This window comes from Leisingera sp. McT4-56 (genome assembly GCF_020514995.1).
In the GTDB taxonomy this organism is placed as follows: Bacteria; Pseudomonadota; Alphaproteobacteria; order Rhodobacterales; family Rhodobacteraceae; genus Leisingera; species Leisingera aquaemixtae_A.
Map to the genome: position 1 here is coordinate 146538 of NZ_JAJALF010000006.1, position 21389 is coordinate 167926.

General features: G+C 66.2%; 17 protein-coding genes. 10 read left to right on the forward strand and 7 right to left on the reverse strand.

All coding sequences use genetic code 11. The features are described from left to right. Nucleotides 1–279 precede the first annotated feature (279 nt). The 9 genes from LHL23_RS09755 (at nt 280) to LHL23_RS09795 (ending at nt 11544) form a co-directional block, all read left to right on the forward strand. On the forward strand, nt 280–1158 hold the full coding sequence (locus tag LHL23_RS09755; protein WP_409996781.1) for a D-alanine--D-alanine ligase: 879 nt from the start codon (nt 280–282) through the stop codon (nt 1156–1158). Then, a complete protein-coding gene (locus LHL23_RS09760) occupies nt 1146–2039 on the forward strand; it encodes a cell division protein FtsQ/DivIB (RefSeq protein ID WP_222481098.1) in 894 nt (297 codons plus the stop codon). The genes LHL23_RS09755 and LHL23_RS09760 overlap by 13 nt, the downstream gene beginning before the upstream one ends. A 1-nt stretch (nt 2040) precedes the next feature. Next, the gene (gene ftsA, locus LHL23_RS09765) at nt 2041–3375 is read left to right on the forward strand and encodes a cell division protein FtsA (protein WP_226429707.1); all 1335 of its coding nucleotides are present in this window, start codon (nt 2041–2043) and stop codon (nt 3373–3375) included. A gap of 386 nt (nt 3376–3761) precedes the next feature. Beyond that, nucleotides 3762–5474, forward strand: a complete 1713-nt coding sequence (gene ftsZ, locus LHL23_RS09770; protein WP_226429708.1) for a cell division protein FtsZ — start codon at nt 3762–3764, stop codon at nt 5472–5474. A gap of 212 nt (nt 5475–5686) precedes the next feature. Further along, nucleotides 5687–6622: a UDP-3-O-acyl-N-acetylglucosamine deacetylase gene (gene lpxC, locus LHL23_RS09775; RefSeq protein WP_222481105.1), complete on the forward strand. Its 936-nt coding sequence runs from the start codon at nt 5687–5689 to the stop codon at nt 6620–6622. A 237-nt stretch (nt 6623–6859) separates the two neighbouring features. Beyond that, nucleotides 6860–7708 (forward strand): outer membrane protein assembly factor BamD, encoded by an 849-nt coding sequence (locus LHL23_RS09780; RefSeq protein WP_222481107.1) that lies wholly within the window; start codon nt 6860–6862, stop codon nt 7706–7708. Nucleotides 7709–7735: 27 nt separating this feature from the next. After that, nucleotides 7736–9385: a DNA repair protein RecN gene (gene recN / locus LHL23_RS09785; RefSeq protein ID WP_226429709.1), complete on the forward strand. Its 1650-nt coding sequence runs from the start codon at nt 7736–7738 to the stop codon at nt 9383–9385. An 88-nt stretch (nt 9386–9473) separates the two neighbouring features. Beyond that, entirely contained in the window at nt 9474–11156 is a 1683-nt protein-coding gene (locus LHL23_RS09790) for a chloride channel protein (protein ID WP_222481112.1), read from the forward strand. Between the two features lie 169 nt (nt 11157–11325). After that, nucleotides 11326–11544, forward strand: a complete 219-nt coding sequence (locus LHL23_RS09795) for a hypothetical protein (protein WP_226429710.1) — start codon at nt 11326–11328, stop codon at nt 11542–11544. Between the two features lie 238 nt (nt 11545–11782). Here LHL23_RS09795 and LHL23_RS09800 read toward each other — a convergent pair whose 3' ends face one another. From LHL23_RS09800 to LHL23_RS09820, 5 genes are all read right to left on the reverse strand, one after another. Then, a complete protein-coding gene (locus tag LHL23_RS09800) occupies nt 11783–12124 on the reverse strand; it encodes a DUF427 domain-containing protein (protein WP_226429711.1) in 342 nt (113 codons plus the stop codon). Between the two features lie 63 nt (nt 12125–12187). Next, a complete protein-coding gene (locus LHL23_RS09805) occupies nt 12188–13978 on the reverse strand; it encodes an aminopeptidase P family protein (protein ID WP_226429712.1) in 1791 nt (596 codons plus the stop codon). Nucleotides 13979–14793: 815 nt separating this feature from the next. Then, the gene (gene cobT / locus LHL23_RS09810) at nt 14794–16671 is read right to left on the reverse strand and encodes a cobaltochelatase subunit CobT (RefSeq protein WP_222481118.1); all 1878 of its coding nucleotides are present in this window, start codon (nt 16669–16671) and stop codon (nt 14794–14796) included. Nucleotides 16672–16865: 194 nt separating this feature from the next. Next, the gene (cobS, locus tag LHL23_RS09815) at nt 16866–17852 is read right to left on the reverse strand and encodes a cobaltochelatase subunit CobS (protein ID WP_039179315.1); all 987 of its coding nucleotides are present in this window, start codon (nt 17850–17852) and stop codon (nt 16866–16868) included. Nucleotides 17853–18304: 452 nt separating this feature from the next. Then, nucleotides 18305–18928: a DnaJ domain-containing protein gene (locus LHL23_RS09820; RefSeq protein WP_222481120.1), complete on the reverse strand. Its 624-nt coding sequence runs from the start codon at nt 18926–18928 to the stop codon at nt 18305–18307. A gap of 105 nt (nt 18929–19033) precedes the next feature. On the opposite strand from LHL23_RS09820, the gene LHL23_RS09825 reads away from it, so the two are divergent. Continuing rightward, nucleotides 19034–19288: a BolA family protein gene (locus LHL23_RS09825; RefSeq protein ID WP_226429713.1), complete on the forward strand. Its 255-nt coding sequence runs from the start codon at nt 19034–19036 to the stop codon at nt 19286–19288. 73 nt (nt 19289–19361) lie between these two features. Here the strand turns inward: LHL23_RS09825 and LHL23_RS09830 are convergent, their stop codons facing one another. Both LHL23_RS09830 and pepT read right to left on the reverse strand, forming a co-directional pair. Further along, nucleotides 19362–19856, reverse strand: coding sequence for a DUF4177 domain-containing protein (locus tag LHL23_RS09830; protein ID WP_226429714.1), 495 nt, complete (start codon nt 19854–19856; stop codon nt 19362–19364). Between the two features lie 170 nt (nt 19857–20026). Continuing rightward, nucleotides 20027–21268 carry a peptidase T gene (gene pepT, locus LHL23_RS09835; protein WP_226429715.1) on the reverse strand — a complete coding sequence of 414 codons (1242 nt, stop codon included), beginning with the start codon at nt 21266–21268 and terminating at the stop codon, nt 20027–20029. Nucleotides 21269–21389 lie beyond the last annotated feature (121 nt).

The window sequence follows — 21389 nt, forward strand, 5'->3', positions numbered from 1 at the left end:
TGCCAAAGCTGGCCCTTGGGGAGCGGTCAATCTTAACCGTGGTAAAGATCCCGTTAACGTGCCGGTAAGATTTTCGGCGCTAGGGTGCGGAAGAGGCGGCAATGGACTGCCGGTTACAGGGGCGCACAGCCCCGCAGGCATCAGCCGGGACGCTCCGGCGCAAAGACATAAGAACGGCCCGCAACGGGTCCCAAGAAACAGGGGCGCAAAGCCCCGCGTATATTGAGGCGCTTCGTGGTGAGTAAGTCGAGCAGGGCACTCCCGAAAGTCGCGGTGCTGATGGGCGGACCGTCAGCCGAACGCGAGGTATCGCTGTCCAGCGGCCGTGAATGCGCGGCAGCGCTGCGCGGCGAGGGGTTCGAGGTTGTTGAGGTGGATGCAGGCGCGGACCTGCACGCGCGCCTGTTGGACATCAAGCCGGATGTGGTGTTCAACGCGCTGCACGGGCGCTGGGGCGAGGACGGCTGCGTCCAGGGCGTGCTGGAATGGCTGCAGATCCCCTATACCCATTCCGGTGTGCTGGCCTCGGCGCTGGCAATGGACAAGCAGCGCTCCAAGGAGGTCTACCGCTCTGCCGGGCTGCCGGTTGTGGACAGCGGCCTGTTTGCCAAGGAAGACGTGAGCGCCGGCCATGTGATGGCGCCGCCCTATGTGGTTAAGCCCAACAACGAGGGCTCCAGCGTCGGCATCTATATCGTGCATGAGGCTGCCAACGGCCCGCCGCAGCTGGCGCCGGAAATGCCCGCCGAGGTGATGGTGGAAACCTACGCGCCGGGGCGTGAGCTGACCACCACCGTGGTCGGGGACAAGGCGCTGACGGTGACCGATATCCTGACCGACGGCTGGTATGACTACGACGCCAAGTACAAGCCCGGCGGCTCGCGCCATGTGCTGCCCGCAGACGTGCCGCGGGAAATCTTCGACCTGTGCCTGGAATACGCGCTGAAGGCGCATGACGCGCTTGGCTGCCGCGGTGTCAGCCGCACCGACTTCCGCTGGGATGAAGCGCGCGGCGCCAGCGGCCTGGTGCTCCTGGAGACCAACACCCAGCCCGGCATGACGCCGACCTCGCTGGCGCCGGAGCAGGCGGCCCATTGCGGCATGACATTCGGCGAACTCTGCGCCTGGATGGTGGAGGACGCCTCATGCAACCGCTGAAGGGCTGGTTCCGCAAGCCGGAGGAGGGGCGGTGCGACCCGGCGCCGTCGCGGCTGAAATACCGGCTGCAGCGCTGGATGCTGACGCCGGGCATCCGTTTCGGCCTGCGCTTCGGGGTGCCGTTCTGCCTGGTCTTCGCGGCCGGCGCGGCCTATCTGGCCGACGAGGGGCGCCGCGACACGCTGCAGGCGATGGTCAACGATGCCCGCGCCGCGATTCAGGAACGCCCGGAATTCATGGTCAATGTGATGGCGGTGGACGGGGCCGGCACCAGTGTGGCGCAGGACATCCGCGAGGTGGTGCCGGTGGATTTCCCGGTCAGCTCCTTCGATCTGGACCTGGAGCAGATCCGCGACGTGATCACCGGGCTGGACCCGGTCAAGACCGCCAGCGTCAGGATCCGCCCCGGCGGCATCCTGCAGGTGGACGTCGAGGAGCGCCAGCCAGCGCTGATCTGGCGCAGCCGCGAAGGGCTGGCGCTGCTGGATGAGAACGGCATTCACGTGGCCGAGCTGGGCCGCCGCAGCCTGCATCCGGACCTGCCGCTGATCGCAGGCAAGGGGGCGGCCAAGCACGCCGCAGAGGCGCTGCGGCTGTTTGCGGCGGCAAAGCCGCTGGGGCCGCGGCTGCGCGGACTGGTGCGGGTCGGCGAGCGGCGCTGGGACGTGGTTCTGGACCGCAAGCAGCGCATCATGCTGCCGGCCGGGAACCCGGTGCGGGCGCTGGAGCGGGTGCTGGCGGTAAGCGAAGTGCAGGATTTGCTGGAACGCGATGTTGCGGCGGTGGACGTGCGTCTGGCTGGGCGCCCGACCGTGCGGATGACCGAAAACTCAGTGGAAAACTGGTGGCGGATCCGGCAGCTGAATGGGGGCGGGCAGTAACATGACAGATCTCTATCAATCGCAGCGGGCGATGCGGCAGATGCGCCGCCAGGCGATGCAGCGCGGCGTGGTCGCGATCCTGGACGTGGGCAGTTCCAAGATTGCCTGCCTGGTGCTGCGGTTCGACGGCACCGGGCGGCTCAGCGAGGACGGCTCGATCGGGGCCCTGGCCGGGCAGTCCGGGTTCCGGGTGATCGGCGCCGCCACCACGCGGTCGCGCGGGGTGCAGTTCGGCGAGATCACCGCCATGCAGGAGACCGAGCGCGCGATCCGCACCGCGGTGCAGGCGGCGCAGAAGATGGCAGAGGTGCGGGTCGACCATGTGATCGCCTGTTTCTCCGGCGCCAATCCGCGCTCTTACGGGCTGGATGCCAAGCTGGACCTTGAGGGGCAGGTGGTGTCCGAGCATGAGGTGGCGCAGGTGCTGGCCTCCTGCGAGGTGCCGGAATACGGCGCGGGCCGCGAGGTGCTGCACGCGCAGCCGGTGAACTTCGCGCTCGACAACCGCTCCGGCCTGGGCGATCCGCGCGGCCAGATGGGCCAGACGCTGGCGGTCGACATGCACATGCTGACGGTGGACGCGATTGCGGTGCAAAACCTGGTGCGCTGCATCCAGCGCTGCGACCTGGAGCTGGCGGGGATTGCGTCCTCGGCCTATGCCTCCGGCTTCTCGGCGCTGGTCGAGGATGAGCAGGAGCTGGGCGCCGCCTGCATCGACATGGGCGGCGGCACCACCTCGATCTCGATCTTCATGAAGAAGCACATGATCTATGCCGACGCGGTGCGGCTGGGCGGCGACCACATCACCAGCGACATCTCTATGGGGCTGGGGGTGCCGCTGGCGAACGCCGAGCGGATCAAGACCTTCAACGGCGGCGTGCACGCCACCGGCGCCGACGACCGCGAGATCATCGACATCGGCGGCGACACCGGCGACTGGGAGCACGACCGCCGCACCGTCAGCCGGGCCGAGCTGATCGGCATCATGCGGCCGCGGGTCGAGGAGATCCTGGAGGAGGTGCGCGCACGGCTGGATGCGGCCGGGTTCGAATACCTGCCCAGCCAGCAGATCGTGCTGACCGGCGGCTCCAGTCAGATCATGGGGCTGGACGGGCTGGCCAGCCGCATCCTCGGCCAGCAGGTGCGCCTGGGCCGCCCGCTGCGCGTCCACGGCCTGCCGCAGTCGGCGACCGGGCCGGGCTTTGCCTCGGCTGTCGGGCTGTGCCTGTTTGCCGCCCACCCGCAGGATGAGTGGTGGGACTTCGAGATGCCCGCAGGCCGCCACCCGGCCGGCACCCTGGGCCGCGCGGTGCGCTGGTTCCGGGACAACTGGTAAAGCCGGGAGCAGGGCTGCAAATCAATTCACCCGGAACGGGCAAAGAGGGCGTGACAGCGTCTTAATGACCCGTTAGGTTGTTCTTAACGTCCGCAAAAATGCGGCGAGTCAGCAGGCCGGGCAGTGGCCAGCCAAATTTCGGAACCAGACCTCCTCTGCAAAGCATTTTGCGGCCGGAGAGGTTTTGTTGTGTGTGGCTTGTGCTTGATCCGCAATATCTGCTAGGGACGGCGAAATACCGCGGTTTTAGCCTTAGAATGAGGCCTTATTTTGTGGCTCGTCGCGCTTTTTGGGATGACGAAACACCCTCTCCGCGGTAAGATTATGGTGAATAGGACAGGAATAAGCCCTTTGCGGGAAGGGCAGGTAACACAGGCGGTATGAGCATGACGTTGAACCTTTCGATGCCCGGGAATGAAGAGTTGAAGCCGAAGATCACCGTGTTCGGTGTCGGCGGCGCCGGCGGCAATGCCGTGAACAACATGATCGCCAAGGAACTGGACGGCGTCGAATTCGTCGTGGCCAATACCGACGCGCAGGCGCTGCAGCAGAGCTCGGCCAAGAGCCGCATCCAGCTGGGCGTGAAAGTCACCGAAGGCCTGGGCGCAGGCGCCCGCCCGCAGGTGGGCTCTGCCGCGGCTGAGGAAAGCATTGAACAGATCGTCGATCACCTGGCGGGCGCGCATATGTGCTTCATCACTGCCGGCATGGGCGGCGGCACCGGCACCGGTGCGGCGCCGATCATCGCGCAGGCGGCCCGTGAGCTCGGCGTGCTGACCGTCGGCGTTGTCACCAAGCCGTTCCAGTTCGAGGGCCTGAAGCGGATGCGTCAGGCCGAAGCGGGCGTTGAAAGCCTGCAAAAGGTGGTCGACACCCTGATCATCATCCCGAACCAGAACCTGTTCCGCCTGGCCAACGAGAAGACCACCTTCACCGAGGCGTTCTCGATGGCGGATGACGTGCTGTACCAGGGCGTCAAGGGCGTCACCGACCTGATGGTCCGCCCCGGCCTGATCAACCTCGACTTTGCCGACGTCCGCGCGGTGATGGACGAGATGGGCAAGGCGATGATGGGCACCGGCGAGGGCGAGGGCGAGGACCGCGCGGTGCAGGCCGCCGAGAAGGCGATTGCCAACCCGCTGCTGGACGAGATCAGCCTGAAGGGTGCCCGCGGCGTGCTGATCAACATCACCGGCAGCCACGACCTGACCCTGTTCGAGCTGGACGAGGCCGCCAACCGCATCCGCGAGGAAGTGGACCCGGACGCCAACATCATCGTCGGCTCCACCCTGGACACCGGCATGGAAGGCCGGATGCGGGTGTCGGTCGTTGCCACCGGCATCGACGCCGTGGATGTGAACTCCGAAGTCCCGGTGCCGCGCCGCCCGATGTCGGCGCCGCTGCGCCAGACCGTCAGCGTCGAGGAAAACCGCGCCGCGCCGCTGGAGCTGGAAACCCCGGTGGAGCAGCCGGCAGTTGCCGCGTCGGCGCCGGCCGCGGCCGAGCCTGCCCCGGTTATGGAAGAGCCCTCCCTGTTCGAGGAAATGAATGTGCAGCAGGCTGCTGAACAGGAGGAAGAGGTCTTTGAAGAGGTGGAGCAGCTGAACGACGACGGCCTGCCGCCCCCTGCTTACCAGCCGAAGGTTCCGGAATTCCGCCCGCAGGCGGATGCCGGCGAAACTCCGCAGGCCGCCTTTGTCGCGCCCAAGGCGCCGGCCCCCGGCACCCCGTCGCCGCAAGCGCTGGAGCGCCTGCAGGCCGCCGCCCAGCGGGCGCAGCAGCCGCAGGCTCCTCAGCAGCAGCCGGTGCGCCCGGTTGCCCCTGCCGCCCAGGCCCCGCAGCAGCAATCCCAGCAGCCCCAGCAGGGCCAGCAGCAGCCCGAGGGCCAGCGCCGTTTCGGCCTCAATTCGCTGATCCACCGGATGACCGGCAGCGCCGATGCGCCCGCGGGCAAGCAGCAGCCCCAGGCAGTGCGCCAGCAGCCCGCAATGCACGCGCAGGCGCCGGCAGCCCAGCCGCAACCGGTGCAGCAGCAGCAGCAGGATCCTGACCAGGAACGCATCGAAATCCCCGCTTTCCTGCGCCGCCAGGCCAACTGACACATCACATATCGACAGGAAAAAGCCGCCTTCGGGCGGCTTTTTTCATTTTATTATCAGCGTATTGAGTGGTTCTGAGCGGTGTTTTGCTTATCTGTTACGGTCATGTTTCAAACCGTTACAAAGATTGAGTTGTAGGAATTTTTGCAAAACCTTAACTCTCGTCCGCAACACGGCCCCCTGAGGCCGGACATAGTGGAAAGAGGCGCAAAGTGCAGAATACGCTCAAAGCATCGGTGGCATTCGAAGGGGTCGGACTGCACTCCGGCAAACCTGCGCGCATGGTCTTGATCCCGGCTCCGGCGGGGCATGGCATCGTGTTCAAGCGCACCGATATCGCCTTGGGCAATACCGTGGTTCCGGCACGCTGGGATCTGGTTGAGCGCAGCCCGCTCTGCACCCGCCTGGTCAACGCGGCCGGCGTCAGCGTCTCCACTGTCGAACACATCATGGCGGCCCTGGCAGGCTGCGGCGTGCACAACGCGCTGATCGAGATCGACGGCCCGGAAGTTCCGATTTTGGACGGCTCCTCGGCCCCGTTCGTGCGCGGCATCATGAGCCAGGGCGTGCAGAGCCTGGGCGTGCCGGTGGTGGCCTATGAAGTGCTGAAGCCGGTGACGGTCGAGAAGGACGGCGCCCGCGCCACCCTGCTGCCCAGCGACCGGCTGACCATCGAATTCCACATCGACTTTGCCGAGGCCGCCATCGGCCGCCAGAGCAAGGAACTGGACATGCGCAACGGCAGCTTTGCGCGCGAGCTGTGCGACAGCCGCACCTTCTGCCGCCAGGCGGATGTCGAAACCATGCAGGCCAACGGCTTGGCCCTGGGCGGTGTGCCCGGCGAGAACGCCGTTGTGTTTGACGGGGAACGGGTCGAGAGCGGTGCGGGCCTGCGCCACTCGGACGAGCCTGTACGCCACAAGATGCTTGATGCGCTGGGTGACCTGGCGCTGGCTGGGGGGCCGGTCTTGGGGCGCTACGTTGGGGAGCGTGCGGGGCACGCGCTGACCAACACTTTGCTGCGGGCCCTGTTTGCGGAGCCGGGTGCGGTCCGGGCCGTCGCCTGCGATGCAGCGATGACCGCACGGCTGCCGGGGCAGGGGCTGATCTGGTCGGAAATCCCGGCCGAACAGCGCCGCGTAGCATAAGGCAGAAAACCAGGAACGAGCGGCAGACTGGCCCGGGACCCCAATTGTCCCGGGTCTTTTCCTGTGGCGGGCGCGCGGAAGCGGCCCGGCACGTCCGGGCAGCCTTGACCGCCGGCGGCTTTCGATGCCATGTGAACGCGGAAATAGCGAAAGGCGTTTTGCGCGCCATTTGAATATGCTAGAGACGGCCTAACCGGGGCGGACACCCGTAAGGCAACGACGGTGAGGTGAGGCATTATGAACGGCATCAGGGCAGGAGCCAAAACCCTCGGCGCGGTCCTTCTGATGGCGGCCCTTGCGGGCTGCGGCGGAGACGGCGGCGCGGTCAAGCGGGGCGAGTCGCTGGAGGCCTTCTCACCGGAGCACATCTATGAGCGCGGCGAGTTCGAGCTGGCCAACCGCCGGGCCAAGGATGCGGCCTATTACTTCTCCGAGATCGAACGCCTGTATCCCTATTCCGAATGGGCCAAGCAGGCGGTGATCATGCAGGCCTTTGCCCATCACACCAGCAAGGATTACGAGAACAGCCGCGCCGCTGCGCAGCGGTTCATTGACTTCTATCCGGCGGATGAAGATGCGGCCTATGCCCAGTATCTGCTGGCGCTGAGCTATTACGACCAGATCGATGAGGTGGGCCGCGACCAGGGCCTGACCTTCCAGGCGCTGCAGGCGCTGCGCACCGTGATCGAGGTCTATCCGGACAGCGAATACGCCAATTCCGCGATCCTGAAGTTCGACCTGGCCTTTGACCACCTGGCGGGCAAGGAAATGGAGATCGGCCGCTATTACCTGCGCCGGGGCCATTACACCTCTGCGATCAACCGCTTCCGGGTGGTGGTGGAGGATTTCCAGACCACCAGCCACACCGCGGAGGCGCTGCACCGGCTGGTCGAGTCCTATCTGTCGCTGGGCCTGACAGCGGAGGCGCAGACCGCCGCCGCCATTCTGGGCCACAACTTCCAGTCCACCGAATGGTACGAGGACAGCTACCGCCTGCTGGGGGCAAACGGGCTCAAGCCCAAGGACCGCGGCAACAACTGGCTGAGCCAGATTTACCGTCAGACGCTGAAAGGGCAGTGGCTGTAACGGCCGCTGCGGCAATGGGGCGGGGCAATGCTGCGCGCGCTTGAGATCCGGGATATCCTGATCATTGATCACCTGGAGCTGAATTTTCAGCCCGGGCTGAATGTGCTGACTGGCGAGACCGGGGCAGGCAAATCCATTCTGCTGGACAGCCTGGGCTTTGTGCTGGGCTGGCGCGGCCGTGCCGAACTGGTGCGCCAGGGCGCCTCCCAGGGCGAGGTGCTGGCGGAGTTCGACCTGGGCCAGGGCCATCCCGCCCATGCGATCCTGGAAGAGGCCGGCCTGCCGGGCGGCGACAGCCTGATCCTGCGCCGGGTGAACACGGCGGAGGGGCGCAAGACCGCCTGGGTCAATGACCGGCGCTGCTCGGGCGAGGTGCTGCGGGCGCTGTCGGAGACGCTGGTGGAGCTGCACGGGCAGCACGACGACCGCGGGCTCTTGAACCCGCGCGGCCACATGGCGCTGCTGGATCAGTATGCCGGGGTGCAGTCGCTGCTGGGGGCGGTGCGCAGCGCATGGAGCGATGCGGCCAAGGCCCGCAAGACAGTGGCGGCCACCCGCGCGGCGCTGGACGCGGTGCGGGCCGAGGAGGAGTTCCTGCGCCATGCGGTTGCCGAGCTGGACAAGCTGGACCCGCAGCCGGGCGAGGACGAGGCGCTGGACACCCGCCGCCGCCAGATGCAGGCGGCCGAGCGCATCCGCGGCGACATCGCCCGCGCCCACGCGCTGCTGAGCGAAGGCGCCGAGAGTGCCATGGGCGAGGCGCAGCGCTGGCTGGAGGGCGTCGCAGGCCGCGAGGACGAGACCGGCCTGGATGAGCCGCTGGCGGCATTGTCGCGGGCGATGATCGAGCTGGGCGATGCCCAGGACGGCGTTGAACGGGTGCTGGGGGCGCTGGACTTCAATCCCGGCGAGCTGGAGGACTGCGAGGAGCGCCTGTTTGCGATCCGCGCCCTGGCGCGCAAGCACGGGGTGGCCGCCGACGAACTGGGCGGCTACGCCGAAACCCTGCGCGCCAAGCTGGCCGCGCTGGATGCGGGCGACCAGGATCTGGCGGACCAGGAGGCTGCGCTGAAGGCGGCAGAGGCCGCCTATGCGCAAGCAGCAGAGCAGCTGAGCGCCGCCCGCCGCGAAAGCGCCGCGGCACTGGATCAGGCGGTGATGGCGGAACTGGCGCCGCTCAAGATGGAACGGGCGGTGTTCGAGACCCGCATCAGCGCCGCCGAGCCGGGGCCGGAGGGCACCGACACGGTGGCCTTCACCGTTGCCACCAACCCGGGCGCGCCCGCAGGGGCGCTGAACAAGATCGCCTCCGGCGGCGAGCTGAGCCGGTTCCTGCTGGCGCTCAAAGTCTGCCTGCGCGGCGACGACGCCAGCAAGACGCTGATTTTCGACGAGATCGACCGCGGCGTCGGCGGCGCCACCGCGGATGCGGTGGGGCGGCGCCTGCGCAGCCTTGCCAGCGGCGGCCAGGTGCTGGTGGTGACCCACTCGCCGCAGGTGGCGGCGCTTGGCGGCCATCACTGGCAGGTGCGCAAGCAGGTGGTCGACGGCATGACACTGTCGCAGGTGGTGCCGCTGGCCGAGGCCGAGCGGGTGGATGAGCTTGCCCGCATGGTCTCAGGCGATACCATCACAGAGGAGGCCCGCGCCGCGGCCCGTGCTTTGCTGGCCGGATAACCTGTCCCGGCAGGACGGCGGGTGAGGGTTCCTTAACCGGCTTGCGGCAATTGTAGGCCATTGAAAACAAAAGGCCCGCTTGCAGCATATGGCAGAAGAAATCCGATCCGCCCTCATCGCCCATCTGATGCAAATGCTGGCTGGCCTGAAGGATATCTGGCGGGTGCTGCGCAACCGCGGCCCCAGCCAGTTCCAGTTCTGGCTGATCGCGCTGCTGATCGGCATTGCCGCGGGCTTTGCGGCGCTGTTCTTCCGCAAGGGGATCACCGCGCTGCAGGCCTGGGTCTATGGCGCGCCGGATCTGGACTACCTGCATTCCTTTGCCCAGGGGCTGCCCTGGTACACGCTGGTGGCTATTGCTGCGGGCGGCGGGCTGGTGGTGGGCATCATCCTGGACCGGTTCACCCCGGACGGGCGGGTGCGCTCGGTTGCCGATGTGATCGAGGGCGCCGCGCTGCATGACGGGCGGGTCGAGCACAAGGCAGGGCTGGCCTCGGCGCTGTCGTCCTTCATCACCCTGTCCACCGGCGGATCCACCGGCCGCGAAGGGCCGGTGGTGCACCTGGCGGGGGTGATTGCCAGCTGGGTCAGCAACCGGATCAACGCCGACGGTGTCACCGGGCGCGACCTCTTGGGCTGCGCGGTGGCGGCGGCGGTCTCGGCCAGTTTCAACGCGCCGATTGCCGGGGCGCTGTTTGCGATGGAGGTGGTGCTGCGGCATTTCTCTGTCAACGCCTTTGCACCGATCGTGGTGGCCTCGGTCGCGGGCACCGTGATCAACCGGCTGGAATACGGCGACGTCACCGAATTCACCCTCAACACCCCCGGTGCGCTGCAGTTTTATGTGGAGCTGCCGGCCTTTCTGATCCTTGGCCTGATCTGCGGCCTGGTGGCGGTGGCGCAGATGCGCTCGATCTTCTTTGCCGAGAAGGTCGGCAACGCGGTGCAGCAGCGCCTGTGCCTGCCGCGCTGGCTGCGCCCGGCGGTGTCGGGTGCCATGCTGGGGGTGATCGCGGTGTGGTTCCCGCATATCATCGGCGTCGGCTACGAGACCACGGTGCTGGCGCTGACCGGCGGGCTGCTCTTGGGGCAGGCGGTGGTCTTCACGGTGGTGAAGACCGCGGCGGTGGCCATCACCATGGGCGGGCGCATGGGCGGCGGGGTGTTCTCGCCGTCGCTGATGATCGGGGCGCTGACCGGTCTGGCCTTCGGCCTCATTGCGACCTCGGTGCTGCCGGATGTGTCCGGCACCCACACGCTTTATGCCTTTGCCGGCATGGGGGCGGTTGCGGCAGCGGTTCTTGGCGCGCCGATCTCCACCACACTGATCGTGTTCGAGCTGACCGGCGACTGGCAGATCGGCCTGGCGGTGATGGTGTCGGTTTCCATGTCCACCGCGCTGGCCTCGCGGCTGGTCGACCGGTCCTTCTTCCTTACCCAGCTGGAGCGGCGCGACATCCATTGCGCCGCCGGTCCGCAGGCCTACCTACTGTCAATGCTGCGCGCCGGGGCGGTGATGCGGCCGATGGGCGACAGCCGCTGCGCTTCGCTGGAGGACTGCCAGGCGCTGGTGGAGCAGGGGCTGTGCATCCGCGCCTCCGCCTCGCTGGAGGCGGCGATGCCGGTTTTCGACCGTGCCGAAATCCCCTATTTGCCGGTGCACCTGGTGGAGGATGGCAAGGAGGAGGTGATCGGCGCGCTGTACCATGTGGACGCGCTGAAGGCCTACAACCGCGCCTTGGCGGCCACCGCCGCGGAAGAGCACAGATAGGCCGGGCCGGGCGGTTGCGGCTGCTGCAATAAGAACCCGCGCGGGTTTAGGGGAAACTTCCCAAGGTTTTCCCCGTAGCTGTGAGATTTCCGCTACAGGTTAAGGATTAATTAATCTGTGCATTGCCCTGCGACAATGTCTTGCTGAACATTGCAGGTGAAATATCGCAATGCACACTCACACGGCAGGCAACAAAATGCGAAACTTCGAAACCGGCCCAGAAGAGGCTGGTGCGAAAACCAAGGCGGACGAGCGGGAAAACGAACGGGCGGCACTGGAAGCGGTGATCAATTACGCGATCCAATGCGCGCGTGAAACGGATATTCTGGGCGCCGGCGACGCGCTGGAGGAAGCCAGGCTGAACCTCAGCCGGGCGGTGCTCGCCTAGAGGCCGGTTCCCGATCCTGATCCGCAGCACATGACACCGGACCCCGCCGCATAGGCGGCAGGCCCGCGCCTGTGCCGCTGGCTGGCGGCGCCGGCAGATGAACAGGCGGCAACGTCAGGCTGCAATGGAAAACACCGGCGCCAGGGCGCCGGTGCATCTGCTCTCCGGATAAATTAAACCATCCGCGTGCTAGGCCCGCGCGGCCGGGCTGCGCCCTGGCCGCTGCCAGATGAATGGCTCAGACCTGCTCAACCTTGACCGAGTCGCTCAGCACAAAGGCCAGGTGGCCCTTGATCTCCGCCACGTCCTCCTTCGGGTCCTCATAGCTCCAGGCGGCGTTTTCGGTCACCGAGGATTTGTTGGCGATCGAGAAATAGCTGGCGTCGCCCTTGTGCGGGCAATGGGTGGTCTTGCTGGTGCGGTCCAGGAACGCCATCGCGATGTCGTCGCGCGGGAAATAGATGACCGGATCCAGATCGCCCTCCGACAGCTCCAGTGCATTGGCGGTTTCCCCCAATACGGCGCCGCCGGAGCGGACAGTCCAGGTGCCTTCGGCCTTGCGGATACGGATATTGGTCATGCGTGTTTTCCCATTCTCTTCGTTCGTGTCGTCTTTGTGTTCAGTCTATGTAACAGCCAGGTGTCACAAGGGGGCGGTCGCGGCATCAAGCCACGCCTTTGCGGCGGGGCTGAGCAGCGGGCCGATCTTGGCTGCAACCTCCAGGTGGTAGCTGTCGAGCCAGTCTCTTTCGTCTGCGGTCAGCATGGAGGCATTCACCAGCCGCCGGTCAACCGGGGCGAAGGTGAGCGTGCGCCAGCACAGCATGTCGCGCTCAGGGTCGCTGGTGTCAAGGGCCGGGGCCGTTTCAACAACCAGAAGGTTCTCGATCCGGATGCCAAAGGCGCCCTCCCGGTAGTATCCGGGCTCATTGGACAGGATCATGCCGGGTTCCAGCGGCACATGGCTGGTGCGTGCCAGCCGCTGCGGGCCTTCATGCACGCTGAGATAGGCGCCGACGCCGTGGCCGAGACCATGGTTGAAGTCCTGGCCTGCCAGCCACAGCGGCATCCGGCCGATGCATTCGATGTCGCGGCCCGCCAGCCCCTTGGGCCAGCGCAGGCGGGACATGGCGATCATGCCCTGCAGCACGCGGGTGAAGGCGGCGCGCTCCTCCTTGCCGGGGGTGCCGATGGCGATGGTGCGGGTGATATCGGTGGTGCCGTCCAGATACTGGCCGCCGCTGTCCATGACCAGCAGGTGGCCGTCCTCCAGCCGTGTATCCGTCTCCTCGGTCACGCGGTAATGCATGACGGCGCCGTTCTCGCCGGTGCCTGCAATGGTTTCAAAGCTGATGTCGCGCAGGGCTGGGTCTTCGCTGCGCAGGGCCTCCAGCTTTTTCACCACATCAATCTCTGTGATCGTGCCGGGCGCCTGGGCGTCGAGCCAGGCCAGCATCTCCACGATGGCGGCGCCGTCGCGCAGGTGCGCCGCGGCGCTGCCCGCGATCTCGGCCCCGTTCTTGCGCGCCTTGGGCAGGGCGCAGGGGTCGCCGGCGGGGACCATGCGGTCGCCCAGCTTGTCGGCCACGATCTGCGGCACGGTGCCGGAGTCCGCTGCGACCGAGCCGTTGAGCGCTGCGGTGGCCTTGAGGAAGTCGTCCGGCGCATGAATGGTGACAAAGCTGTCAAAGTGGCCCTGCAGACCTTCCAGCTTCTCTGCCGCCATGAACAGGTCCACCCGCGCGTCACCGTGCAGGATGGCAAAGCCATGCGCCACCGGGTTGCGGGCCACGTCGGCGCCGCGGATGTTCAGCAGCCACATGATGCTGTCGGGCAGGGTGATGACGGCCGCTGCCTGTCCTGCATCGCGCAGTTCCTTAGCCAGCCGCGCGCATTTGTCTGCGGCGCTTTCGCCTGCGTAGTCCAGCGGGTGGGCAGCAACCGGCTGCATCGGCGGCGCGGGCTGGTCTGCCCAGATCCGGTCCACCAGGTTCTCGCATTGCGCGATGGTGATGCCGCTGCCCTTCAGCTCTTTTTCCAGCGAGGTGATCTGCCCGGCAGCATGCAGCCAGGGGTCGAAGCCGACCTTGCCGCCACTGGGCAGCTGTTCCTTCAGCCAGTCCGCCAGCTGCACGTCAGGCCAGGGAACGGGAGTATATTCCGCGGCGACCTGGCGTTTCACCTGGGTGCGGTAGCGGCCGTCGATGAAGACGCCGGCGATGTCCTGCAGCACTGCGCAGAACCCGGCCGAACCTGTGAATCCGGTGAGCCAGCTGAGGCGCTCGTCATGCGGCGCCACATATTCGCCCTGGTGGGCATCGGCGCGCGGCACCAGGAAGCCGTCCAGCCCTTCCGCCGCCAGTTCCTTGCGCAGCGCCGCCAGCCGGGGCGGCCCCTGTTCCGGGCGGGCAGTCACATCGAAGGTCTGATACATCGGCGTCTCTCCTGCTTAAAAGGGCGGGCGGCAGCAGGGGACACCCCGGGGCCGCGGCAAAGAAAATGCGCGGGCCCGGAGCGCGCGCCCCTTCTTGTCCCAAATCGCCCTGCTGCTGGCAAGGGCGGCGGAGGAGAGAATGTTGCCGACCTGACGGAACAAGCGGGAAGGCTTGGGCGCAGCGGCGGCTCCCGCCCGGCCTGACGGCATCAGAGATGCCCTGCGGCCGGTTGGGCCAAGCGCCGGATGCGAAGCATCCGGCGCCGCCGCGCGCGTCAGCGCGCGGCCATGCCCAAGGCTGAGGGCGGCATCGCAAGATGCTGGCCAAAGGCGCGGGAGCACTACGCTATCTCAGTCGTATACTGATTTGGGTAAAGCGAACCGTCTTACGGGCAGGGCTGGGGCACAAGCCCCTTGGCCAAGAGGTACCGGACGAGCTCATCCGCGCTACTGGTCAATGCAAGGTTTTCAGCAGTGAGACGAGCCATCTCCCGCTGAGCCGAACCAGTTTTACATAGCCCTGATACACTAGAAAGGTGTCTAATTCGGTCTTTCTGCTGTTTAACGCACGAACGGTAGCAGTTGATTGTTTGATTGATCTGCGAACAAGTCTGTTTTTCAGATCGGGGGTGGGAAGGAGTCATGTCGGTTTTCCTAATCCGTTTTGTTTCAGACCATAGGAAATAAAACAGTTCGCCCGCACCCTAACTATGCAGCTGCAGGAACCAGTATGTCATTTAACCCGTTAACTTTCCAGGGCAAAAAATAACCCGCTCTGCAAGAGCGCACTGCGGGTTATCGTTCTTAGTGACAACTTAGCTCGCCCGTTTGATGCCCATGACGCGGGCGCGGGCGCGCGGATCGCTGTCGAACAGGGCGGCCAGCTGCTCTGTCATCGCCCCGGCCAGCTGCTCCACATCGGTGATCGTCACCGCGCGCTGGTAGTAGCGGGTCACGTCATGGCCGATGCCGATCGCCAGCAGCTCCACCTGCTTGCGCTTCTCCACCATCGCAATCACGTCGCGCAGGTGTTTTTCCAGGTAGTTCGCCGGGTTCACCGACAGCGTCGAATCATCCACCGGCGCGCCGTCGGAGATCACCATCAGGATCTTGCGGGCCTCGCGCCGCGCCACCATGCGGCGGTGCGCCCATTCCAGCGCCTCGCCGTCGATGTTTTCCTTCAGCAGGCCCTCTTTCATCATCAGGCCCAGGTTGGTGCGGGTGCGGCGCATCGGGGCGTCGGCGGCCTTGTAGATGATGTGGCGCAGGTCGTTCAGGCGGCCCGGCTGCTGCGGGCGGCCGTCGTTCAGCCAGGCCTCGCGCGCCAGCCCGCCTTTCCAGGCGCGGGTGGTGAAGCCGAGGACTTCGACCTTCACGTTGCAGCGCTCCAGCGTCCGGGCCAGCACGTCGGCGCAGATTGCCGCGATGGAGATCGGGCGGCCGCGCATCGAGCCGGAGTTGTCGAGCAGCAGCGTCACCACGGTGTCGCGGAACTCGGTGTCCTTTTCGACCTTGAAGCTGAGCGGCGTGGTCGGGTTGGCGACAACCCGCGCCAGGCGGCCTGCATCCAGGATGCCTTCCTCGCGGTCAAACTCCCAGGAACGGTTCTGCTGCGCCTGCAGGCGGCGCTGCAGCTTGTTGGCAAGGCGGCTCACGGCGCCCTTCAGCGGCTCCAGCTGCTGGTCGAGATAGGCGCGCAGACGCTCCAGCTCGGCAGGCTCGGCCAGCTCCTCGGCGTTGATTTCCTCGTCATGGGCATCCTGGAACACCTTGTAATCCGGGTCGGCGTCGGAGACCGGCGGCGGGGCAGGCGGCTCCAGCGGCGCCTCGCCATCGGGCATCTCGGTGTCCTCGGCCAGATCGTCGTCGGCCATCTCGTCCATCGAGACCTGGGCCTGGCTTTCGTCCTGCTGCTGCTCCTGGCTCTGCTCGGGCGACGCGTCGGCCTGTTCCTCCTCGCTATCGTCCTGGCCGGTGCTGTCCGGGTCCTGCTGCTCCTCGGCGTTCTCCTCGGCCTCGTCGCCCGCGTCGTCGTCCATATCATCCGGGTCATCGCCCAGCTGGTCGCCATAGCCGAGATCGGAGATCACCTGCCGCGCCAGCTTGGCGAAGGCGGCCTGATCGGCAATGGTTTCGTCCAGGTTCTCCAGCGTGCCGCCGGCCTGGGATTCGATAAAGCCGCGCCACAGCTCCATGATGTTGGAGGCGCCTTCGGGCAGGTCGCGGCCCGTCGCCAGATGGCGGATCAGATACCCCGCGGCAGCAGCCAGCGGCGCCTCGGAGGAGGATTTCATCTGATCATAACCGCGGCGGATCGACTCGTTGCGGATCTTCACGTCGATGTTGGACGCGGTGCCGGGCATGTGGCGGGCGCCCATCGCCTCGCATCGGGCGGTTTCCATCGCCTCATAGAGGTCGCGGGCCATTTCGCCCTGCGGCACGTATTTTGCGTGGGTCGCGTCGTCGTGGAACTTGTGGCGCAGCGCCAGCGCATCCGCGGTGCCGCGGGCCAAGAGCACCTCCTCGCGGGTCATCCGGCGGGAGACCTGCGGCAGCCGCATGGTGTCGCCGGACAGGCCCGAGGGGTCGACCGTGTAGCTGACGGTCAGCTCCGGGTCGTTGGCCATCACCTTGGTGGCCTCGCTCAGGGCCTTCTTGAACGGATCGGCTGGGTTGTCGTTCGGCTTTTTCATGGTCGCACCTTATCCGCTTATCAGCATCGCCTTAGCCTCCGGCAAAGTCCAGTGCGCGTCCTGCGGAGAGGGCAGCGCCCGGCCCGGCGGGGCGGGAAGCAAAGCGCCCGCCCGTTTTGCCGGAGGCAAACCTTCGGTTTGACGGGGGGCGGGTCGGGCGCTGCCCGGCCTTGCGGCCGGGCGGCACATTGCTGTTAGCCCAGCGAAACGCTCGCGGCGCTCTCCGGCAGCTCCTCGTCAAAGCAGCGCTGGTAGAACTCGGCCACGGTCTGGCGCTCCAGCTCGTCGCATTTGTTCAGGAACGACAGGCGGAAGGCATAGCCCACATTGCGGAAGATCTCGGCGTTCTGGGCCCAGTTGATCACCGTCCGCGGCGACATCACGGTCGACAGATCGCCGTTCATGAAAGCGGTGCGCGTCAGGTCGGCAACGGTCACCATCTGGGAGATCTTCTTGCGGCCCTCGGCGGTGTTGTAGTGCGGCGCTTTGGACAGAACGATGGCGCTTTCGGCGTCATGGCTCAGGTAGTTCAGGGTGGAGACCAGCGACCAGCGGTCCATCTGCGCCTGGTTGATCTGCTGGGTGCCATGGTAGAGCCCGGTGGTGTCGCCGAGGCCAACGGTGTTGGCGGTGGCAAACAGGCGGAAGAACGGGTTCGGGGTGATGATCTCGTTCTGGTCCAGCAGGGTCAGCTTGCCGTCATGCTCCAGCACCCGCTGGATCACGAACATCACGTCGGCGCGGCCGGCGTCGTATTCGTCGAACACGATCGCAACCGGGTTGCGCAGCGCCCAGGGCAGGATGCCCTCGTGGAACTCAGTGACCTGCTTGCCGTCGCGCAGCTTGATCGCGTCCTTGCCGATCAGGTCGATACGGGAGATGTGGCTGTCCAGGTTCACCCGGACGGAGGGCCAGTTCAGCCGCGCCGCAACCTGTTCGATGTGGGTCGACTTGCCGGTGCCGTGGTAGCCCTGGATCATCACACGGCGGTTGTGGCTGAAGCCCGCCAGGATCGCCAGCGTGGTTTCCGGGTCGAACTTGTAGGTGTGGTCCATGGCCGGCACCCGCTCGGAGCCCTCGGCAAAGCCCTTGACCGTCATGTCGGTGTCGATCCCGAACACATCGCGCACCGAAATCGTTTCGGTCGGTTTCGCATTCATATCCACAAAGCCGTCGGTCATCGCAGTCGATCCTTATCCCTCTTCCCTGCTGTCAGGGGCCAATTCGCGGGATTGGTGCCTGATCTGACGGGCAAGGGCAAGGGAAAGTCGCGCCGGAATCCAGCTGAAGCAGAGATTGTTCCCGAACTGGACAGGCAGGTCCGGGGCAGGCAGGAGCTGAATGAGCCGCGAAGGAGGAGGCCGCGCCGGTGCCAGGCTGGCGGTTCCAGACGTACTGCGCCCCCGGCCGGGCAGCAGGGGGCGCGAATTACCGGATCATTGTTAGCTATGGGGGGACAAGCTGCGTCCGGTATGTCCCTGCGTAACGGTTCAGTGCCGGGGGCGTCAAAGAAATAAAATCTCTATCATAAATTTTCGGCAAAAGACCGCCCATTGCTGCAGGCGCGGGCAGGCGCTGCGGCAAGGAAAAAGGACGGCTGCCGCCGCCCTGCTGTCCGGAATTTCTACGGCGCTTACTTGAAGCTGCGGCTGTCCTTGATCTGGTCCCAGGCCCAGCGGACTTCCTGCAGCTGCTCCTCCTGGCTGCGGTCGCCGCCGTTCATGTCCGGGTGCAGCACCTTGATCAGCTTCTTGTAGGCCTTGCGGATGTCGGCCTTGGACCAGTCGTCCTTGGCCTCCAGGATCTCGATGGCGCGGCGCTCGGTGGGCGGCAGGCGGCGGCCCGCCTTGGCGGCGCGGCCCGGGTTCTGGGTGGCGTTGGCGCCCAGCACCTGGTGCGGGTCCTCGATGCCCAGCCGCGCCCAGGCGCGGGCCTCGGGGTCGCCCATCGGCTTGGTCTCGCGCTCCCAAACCTTGTCCTTGGAGCGCTGCGCGTTCAGCTCCGCCTCGGTGGTGCCTTCGAAGAAGTTCCAGCTGTTGTTGTACTCGCGCACATGCTCCTGGCAGAACCAGTAGAAGTCATCCAGCACGTCCGGCGCCTTGGGGGCGCGGAACTTGCCGGCTTCCTGGCAGCCTTCCTTGTCGCAGACGCGCTGGGACGTCTCAGACGCACCCGTGGCAGCGCGCCGCCCGCGCGGGTTCTTCTTCTTGGCGGAGCGGACGGACATATCGAAGCCAAAGGGATCGGATTTGGACATGGGCGCACCTTCTAGACGCATCTGTTCGACTCGGAGGCAGCAGTTTAGTCTAAGGGGCGCCAGATTGAAGGGGGCGCAGGCAAAAAATATGGGGATGAGCGGAAAATGAGCATGAAGCAGGAAATGGAAGCGGCGTTGCAGGCGGCCTTTGCCCCGAGCGCGCTGGAAGTGGTCAACGAAAGCCACAAGCACGCGGGCCACGCAGGCGACGACGGCTCGGGCGAGAGCCATTTTGCGGTGATGATCCGCGCCGAGGCCTTTCAGGGCATGAACCGGGTGCAGCAGCACCGCGCGGTGCACAAGGCGCTGGGGGATATCGTGCCGCGCATCCACGCGCTGGCGCTGGATACCGGCGCCTGAGGCGCCGCGGCGCACGGACGCGCCCGCCCTGCGAGGGGGCTAGGGCGGGCAGTCTGCCCGCCATTCACGGGCTCTACTTATCGCCGTCTTTCAGACCGGCCCGTGCCTTCAGCGCTGCTGTCATGCCGGAAACCGGGCTCAGTTCCTCAACCCCGTCGTCGGCCTGCATCCTGGCCGCACCCGGTCCCGGAACCTGTTCCGCTTCCGGCGGCGCTTCGGGATCGCCTGCCGCAGCTGTCAGCCGCGGTGTTTGCGGTTCGCTGTGGCGGAACGCAACGGAGGGCGCGGCGGGTTCCTTGCGGCCTGCTGCCGGGGCCTGTGCCGGTTTCTCCGCCGCGATGGCGCGGCGGAACACCATCACGTTGCGCCAGTTGGTCGTTGATCCGGTCAGGCCGGAGCGTTCCTCGCTGGGCAGCAGTTCGGCGCGCTGGAACTCCCAGCCTTCCGCAGCCATCTCATTGAGCAGGATCTCCACCGAATTGGCAAAGCGCGCCTCCGGTGTCTTCACCCCCTTGGCCTTGGTGCCTTTTTGCGGTGCCGGGACAACCTTGTACTCGAATGCCTGCATGAACGTCTCCTGTCTTGCCGCGCAGGTTTAGCCGAAAGAGGGATGCGGTCAAGGGCGCGGCATCCGGCCCATGCGCGGCAGGGCGCCGTTTCCCTGCGAGGAGAACGGCCCGGAAAACACGCGTTTCCCGGGCCGGAGTTTTCGCGAAATTCCGCTTCGCGCAGCCGGATTCAGCCCGTTTCCGCCGCCATCTGCACCAGCGTCAGGCAGACTTCCGTGGCCTTGGCCATGTCCTGCACCGAAATCCATTCCAGCGGCCCGTGCACATTCTGCATGCCGGTGAAGATGTTGGGCGTCGGCACCCCCAGCTCGGTCAGCCGCGAGCCGTCGGTGCCGCCGCGGATCGGGGCCGTGATGGGGGCGATCCCATGCGCCTCGCAGGCCGCCAGTGCCAGCTCCACCGGGGTCATGTCGTTTTCCAGCCAGTACCGCATGTTACGGTATTGCGGGAAGATTTCGCAGGTGATCCCGGCCCGCGGCTCCGAGGCCAGCACCGCTTCGCAGACCTTCTGCAGCAGTTCGCCCTTGGCGGCCAGCCCGTCGAGTTCGAAGTCGCGCAGGATCAGCTTGATCTCCATCTCCGAAGACCCGCCGTTCATGTCGGTGATATGGATGAAACCCTCGCGCCCCTCGGTGGTTTCCGGCGTCATCGTGGCTTGCGGCAGGGTCTGCACGATCTTTGCCGCCAGATGCGCGGCGTTCACCATCTTCTCCTTGGCCCAGCCGGGGTGGATCGACACGCCCTTGACGCTCACTACCGCGCGGTCGGCAGAGAAGCTCTCATAGACGATCTCGCCTGCTTCGCCGCCGTCCAGCGTATAGGCGAAATCCACGCCCAGGTCCTTGGGCAGCTGCTCGCCGACGCCGCGGCCGATTTCCTCGTCCGGGGTGAAGGCGAGGCGGATCTTCGGGTGCTTGATGTCCGGGTTCGTCAGCAGATGCCGCGCCAGGGTCATTACGATGGCGACGCCGGCCTTGTCGTCAGCCCCCAGCAGGGTGAGGCCGGAGGCGGTGATCAGGTCGTCGCCCTGCTTGGAGGCGAGGTAGGGGGATTTTTGCGGCGACAGCACCAGATCCGGGTTGTCGGGAAAGCGGATATCGCCGCCGTCATACCCCTTGATCACCCGCGGTTTGACGCCGGCGGCGTTGAATTGCGGGGCTGTATCCACATGGGCGAGCAGGCCGATGGCCGACCCCGGCGCAGTGGCGGGAATGGTGGCCAGCACGACGCCGTAATCGGTGAGCGTCACCTCCTCAGCACCGGTCTCCTGCAGCTCTGCCACCAGCAGGTTCAGCATGTCGAATTGGATTTCGGTGCTGGGCGTCGTGGCTGAGGTCTCGTCGCTCTGGCTGTCGATGGCGGCGTAGCGGACCAGACGGTCCTCGAGTTCCTGATCGAAAATGCGTTCCATGAAACCTCCGGGATTTTGGCGGGAGCAAAGCCGTTGTAGCAAGGAAGGTCAATGCATGTGTTCCGCCCGGCCGGGACGGGCGTTGCCCTCAGTGAAACGGCACCACCCGGTGCACAAGGGG

Bases quoted from the DNA above. Each gene is read 5' to 3' on its own strand.
- LHL23_RS09755 (WP_409996781.1), top strand. From the start codon at position 280: ATGGGCGGACCGTCAGCCGAACGCGAGGTATCGCTGTCCAGCGGCCGT.
- LHL23_RS09760 (WP_222481098.1), top strand. From the start codon at position 1,146: ATGCAACCGCTGAAGGGCTGGTTCCGCAAGCCGGAGGAGGGGCGGTGC.
- ftsA (WP_226429707.1), top strand. From the start codon at position 2,041: ATGACAGATCTCTATCAATCGCAGCGGGCGATGCGGCAGATGCGCCGC.
- ftsZ (WP_226429708.1), top strand. From the start codon at position 3,762: ATGACGTTGAACCTTTCGATGCCCGGGAATGAAGAGTTGAAGCCGAAG.
- LHL23_RS09780 (WP_222481107.1), top strand. From the start codon at position 6,860: ATGAACGGCATCAGGGCAGGAGCCAAAACCCTCGGCGCGGTCCTTCTG.
- recN (WP_226429709.1), top strand. From the start codon at position 7,736: ATGCTGCGCGCGCTTGAGATCCGGGATATCCTGATCATTGATCACCTG.
- LHL23_RS09790 (WP_222481112.1), top strand. From the start codon at position 9,474: ATGGCAGAAGAAATCCGATCCGCCCTCATCGCCCATCTGATGCAAATG.
- LHL23_RS09795 (WP_226429710.1), top strand. From the start codon at position 11,326: ATGCACACTCACACGGCAGGCAACAAAATGCGAAACTTCGAAACCGGC.
- LHL23_RS09800 (WP_226429711.1), bottom strand. From the start codon at position 12,124: ATGACCAATATCCGTATCCGCAAGGCCGAAGGCACCTGGACTGTCCGC.
- LHL23_RS09805 (WP_226429712.1), bottom strand. From the start codon at position 13,978: ATGTATCAGACCTTCGATGTGACTGCCCGCCCGGAACAGGGGCCGCCC.
- cobT (WP_222481118.1), bottom strand. From the start codon at position 16,671: ATGAAAAAGCCGAACGACAACCCAGCCGATCCGTTCAAGAAGGCCCTG.
- cobS (WP_039179315.1), bottom strand. From the start codon at position 17,852: ATGACCGACGGCTTTGTGGATATGAATGCGAAACCGACCGAAACGATT.
- LHL23_RS09820 (WP_222481120.1), bottom strand. From the start codon at position 18,928: ATGTCCAAATCCGATCCCTTTGGCTTCGATATGTCCGTCCGCTCCGCC.
- LHL23_RS09825 (WP_226429713.1), top strand. From the start codon at position 19,034: ATGAGCATGAAGCAGGAAATGGAAGCGGCGTTGCAGGCGGCCTTTGCC.
- LHL23_RS09830 (WP_226429714.1), bottom strand. From the start codon at position 19,856: ATGCAGGCATTCGAGTACAAGGTTGTCCCGGCACCGCAAAAAGGCACC.
- pepT (WP_226429715.1), bottom strand. From the start codon at position 21,268: ATGGAACGCATTTTCGATCAGGAACTCGAGGACCGTCTGGTCCGCTAC.